This window comes from Nonomuraea sp. NPDC049784 (assembly GCF_040659615.1).
Taxonomy (GTDB): domain Bacteria; phylum Actinomycetota; class Actinomycetes; order Streptosporangiales; family Streptosporangiaceae; genus Nonomuraea.
In genome coordinates this window covers 1-3,516 of sequence record NZ_JBFAMX010000847.1, presented here as the reverse complement: position 1 = coordinate 3,516, position 3,516 = coordinate 1, and the positions used below count along the sequence as shown (strand labels likewise).

At 66.4% G+C, this 3,516-nt stretch carries 5 protein-coding genes; 2 read left to right on the top strand and 3 right to left on the bottom strand.

The window, feature by feature from the left end; genetic code table 11:
• Nucleotides 1-459 (top strand): low temperature requirement protein A (locus tag AB0J09_RS59690; protein ID WP_360712480.1); only part of this gene is annotated, 459 nt, incomplete at its 5' end.
• Nucleotides 460-730: 271 nt separating this feature from the next.
• On the opposite strand, the gene AB0J09_RS59685 is transcribed toward AB0J09_RS59690, so the two are convergent.
• The 3 genes from AB0J09_RS59685 to AB0J09_RS59675 all read right to left on the bottom strand — a co-directional run bounded on the left by AB0J09_RS59685 (nt 731) and on the right by AB0J09_RS59675 (nt 2,598).
• Nucleotides 731-910, bottom strand: a complete 180-nt coding sequence (locus AB0J09_RS59685) for a hypothetical protein (RefSeq protein WP_360712478.1) — start codon at nt 908-910, stop codon at nt 731-733.
• A 75-nt stretch (nt 911-985) separates the two neighbouring features.
• On the bottom strand, nt 986-2,053 hold the full coding sequence (locus AB0J09_RS59680; protein ID WP_360712475.1) for a ThiF family adenylyltransferase: 1,068 nt from the start codon (nt 2,051-2,053) through the stop codon (nt 986-988).
• Nucleotides 2,050-2,598: a GNAT family N-acetyltransferase gene (locus AB0J09_RS59675; RefSeq protein WP_360712473.1), complete on the bottom strand. Its 549-nt coding sequence runs from the start codon at nt 2,596-2,598 to the stop codon at nt 2,050-2,052. Before AB0J09_RS59675 ends, AB0J09_RS59680 begins: the two co-directional genes overlap by 4 nt.
• Before the next feature lie 72 nt (nt 2,599-2,670).
• Here AB0J09_RS59675 and AB0J09_RS59670 point away from each other — a divergent pair, with 72 nt between their 5' ends.
• Nucleotides 2,671-3,354 carry a TetR family transcriptional regulator gene (locus AB0J09_RS59670; protein WP_360712472.1) on the top strand — a complete coding sequence of 228 codons (684 nt, stop codon included), beginning with the start codon at nt 2,671-2,673 and terminating at the stop codon, nt 3,352-3,354.
• Nucleotides 3,355-3,516 lie beyond the last annotated feature (162 nt).

The following is a 3,516-nucleotide window of genomic DNA, read 5'->3' as shown; positions in this document are numbered from 1 at the left end:
CCGGTGTGCGCGCACCGGCGGGCCCGGCCTCCCGACGCCTCCCCTGGAAAGGTCTCTCCACCATGCGGCTCCCAGCCTGGTTCACCGAGCGGCCCCCCGAGCCCGGCCCGGCCTGCGCATCTCCACCCTGGAGGTGTTCTTCGACCTTTCTCCGTCTTCACCGTCACCCAGCAGACCGCCCTGCTGGTCGTCGGCTTGGACGCGCTTCAGCCCGGCCACTGGACGGTGAGGATCGGCGAGAGCGCGCTGCAGGTGATGCTGGTGTTCGGCGTGATGTGGTGGGTGTACTCCGACTACGTCTGGCTGCTCAGCTCTGTCCCGCCGACACGGCCCGCCCGCCGGATCCTGGTCCTACTCGGCATGACCGGGTTCCTCCTCATGGCGCTCGCAATCCCCACCACCTTCAGCGGCAACCGCCGACCGGGGCGGCATAACCCGGACCTCGGCATAATGCAATGACGCGGTGGTGCACTGCGGCAGCCGCCGGCAGGCCGAATATGTGCGAGACGCGATTGCAAGGCGTCTGGCGCAGGTCGGGCTGGAGTTGCATCCAGACAAGACCCGCATCATCTGTGTGCCACGCGTGCAAGAGAAAGAGGATGCGATGTAAGTAGGGACCTCAATCGATTGTGCTGCTGCGTGGAAGATGAAGGTTATGGCCCTTCGACGTCGCCCTTCGGGGAGAGGCTTGGCGGTGAGCTTTCCGTCGCCTGGTCACCAAACCAGCGGCTCAGACGGTAGCGGGTCCGGGGATGTCTATGTCGTTCCCGCTGATCACCAGGATGTGATGACCTTCGTAGCAGGTCAACTCGACGGCAATGACGCCGATCTCGAGGTTGTGAACGCCAATGACGTGCTTGGCGGGCAGCAGAAAGCGCTCTTCGCACTCGCCGCAGTAGGCCAGGAACATAATGCGTTTCCCTTGATAAGTGGTGCTGTTGGTGGGTGGTGGCGCCCCAGCGCCTGATGTCCGACTTGTGGGCGATCAGGTGATGGCTGCTGCCAGATCCAGGTGGCCGTGGAAGGGTGATATTTGTTCGCCCAGGAGGAGGCGGCGGGCGACGTGGGCGATCTGGCCAGCGGCATAGCGGGCTTCACCAGCGAGCTGGGGGTATCCGGACAGGTCGGTTCCGATGAGACCGACCGACTCTTGCGAGCGTACGGACAGGGCCGATAGGCCGCCCAGCCATTCGACCAGGGCGGTGAAGCGGTCGGCCGAGTGAGCGAGGTCGGGGCTGACTATTCCGTGGAACGGGGAAAGTTCGGGGTGGGTGGCGTAGGGCTCGACGCTGAGGAAGCCGCGCTCGTCGGCGGCGTAGACGACGTTCAGGCCGAGCCGGCGGGCGGCGGTGCGCGTGTCGTACTTGGTTGCGGCGCTGTCGCACTCCTCCACCAGAAGGTCGAGGCCGTAGAGGAAGTCCTCGACGTTGTCCTGGTTGATCTCCTCCTCCAGGAGAGTGACCTGGAGGTACGGGTCGATCGCGGCGATGCGGCGGGCGGCGATGCGTGTCTTGGGCCGGCCAATGTCGGCATGGCTGGCGCCGAGCCGGTTGAGGTTGGACAGCTCCAGACGGTCGAAGTCGGCCAGCACGAGGTGTCCGCACAGATGTTCCTGGGCGATCACGATCGCCGCCTCCGCGCCGACCGAGAGGCCGAGCACGCCGACGCGTTTGGTGCGCAGGAGCTGTTGTTCGGCGCGAGTGATCTTGTTGCGGTTCCGGTCGGTTACGACCCGGAGATATTCGGCGGGGGGAAGCAGGTGTGCGACCTGCGCCGTCCAGGGGAGATAGGCCCAGCATCCGTACGCGGCCAGGTCGGCTGGCATGGCCGGTCGTGACCGTTCGCCCGCAGGTGGCCGCAGCGAGGCCAGTTCGTCGAGCTGGCGGTCGATGGTGTCCAGGAGCGTGATGCCATGTTGCTGGCACAGTGCGCTGAACCGGGGGTGCTCGCCGACGGCCAGTCGCACCAGGTAGGGTCGCCAGTCGTGCTCGGGGGCGTGACCGGATGAGGCCAGGGTCTCGGCGAAGTGGTCGAGGCTGATGGTTGAGGTCATCGGGCACGCTCCGCGGTCGTGCTGTCGGCCGTGGAGACCGTAGCGCGCAGGTCCAGCGCGTAGACCTGGCCGATGAGGTCCATGCCGAAGCTGTGGTGCGCTTCCTCTTCGACCAGACGGAAACCGCGGGAACGATAGATGTGGCTGGCGGCGACGAGCGGATGGTTGGTCCAGAGCTTCATGCGTTCGTAGCGGGCTCGGCGGGCGAAGGCTATGCACTCGTCCACCAGCCTGGCGCCGAGTCGGTGGCCACGCGCCGTAGGGTCGACCAGCAGGATGCGCAGTTGCGCCGTCGTCTGATCGGCGGCGACGCAGAACACGCAGCCGACACGGCGGCCGTCGAGTTCGGCAATCCAGGCGGCCTCGCGAGCCACGTCGTTGTCGCTCGCGTAGTCGGCGACGATGCGCGCAACGAGCGCCTCGAAGTCGGCGTTCCACCCGAACTCGGCTGCGTAGATCTCGCCGTGGGCCATCACCACCCAGCCGAGGTCACCCGGCCGACCCAGGCGGCGAATAGCCAACGTCTCCATCGACCGGTCTCCCATGACACCTCCATGTGGCGGGAAATTCTTATCCCTCGATCACTGAAACAGTCGTTTCAGTGCCAGAGTAGCCTCATGAGCCAGACAGCGCGACCCGCCTCGGCCCGCGAAGAAGAACTCCTCGAACGGGCCTATCGCTATGCCCTGGACCAAGGGCTGTCGGGGCTGTCCCTGCGGCCGCTGGCGGCCGCCATCGGCTCCAGCCCTCGCGTCCTGCTGTTCCTCTTCGGGTCGAAAGACGGACTGATCAAAGCCCTGCTTGCCCGAGCGCGCAACGACGAGCTGGACTTCCTCGCCCGAACCCGAGCCAAGGACCAAGGCGTTGGCAGGGACCTAGCCACCGCGGTACGCCTCACCTGGCAATGGTTGTCCGGAGAGCCGACGCGGCCGTTGCTGAAGCTCTGGGTTGAGGCGTACGCGCGCTCCTTGATCGAGCCGGACGGCCCCTGGGCGCACTTCGCCCGGCAGACGGTCGAGGACTGGCTCGCTCTGCTGACCGAGGTCCAGCCCCAGGATCCCAACGCGGCGACAGCCACGGCCGAACGCACCCTGGCCCTGGCCGTCCTGCGTGGCGCGCTGCTCGATCTCCTCGCCACCGGCGATTTCGAGCGCGTCACCGCCGCGATCGAGCACTACCTACGCCTGGTCGCACCGCAACAGGGCCTGCCAGTAGGAGCGGAACAGCGAACCGGGCTTAGTGTCACATCCGTTGACACCGTAGGTCTGACCAGGCCAGTCTTGCCCGATGGCGGATTCTGAGGGTGTGGCGTTCCTGCGTGCTGATGTTGATCGCTTTTGCCTGGAGATCGTTGATCTCGCGCCCGCGCTGCGGCTGCGGCCAATATCTGAAGAGGATCTGACGACCCGCGCCCGCATCCGCGACGCCGCGATGGCGCTGTTCGCCGAGCAGGGGGTCAAGGC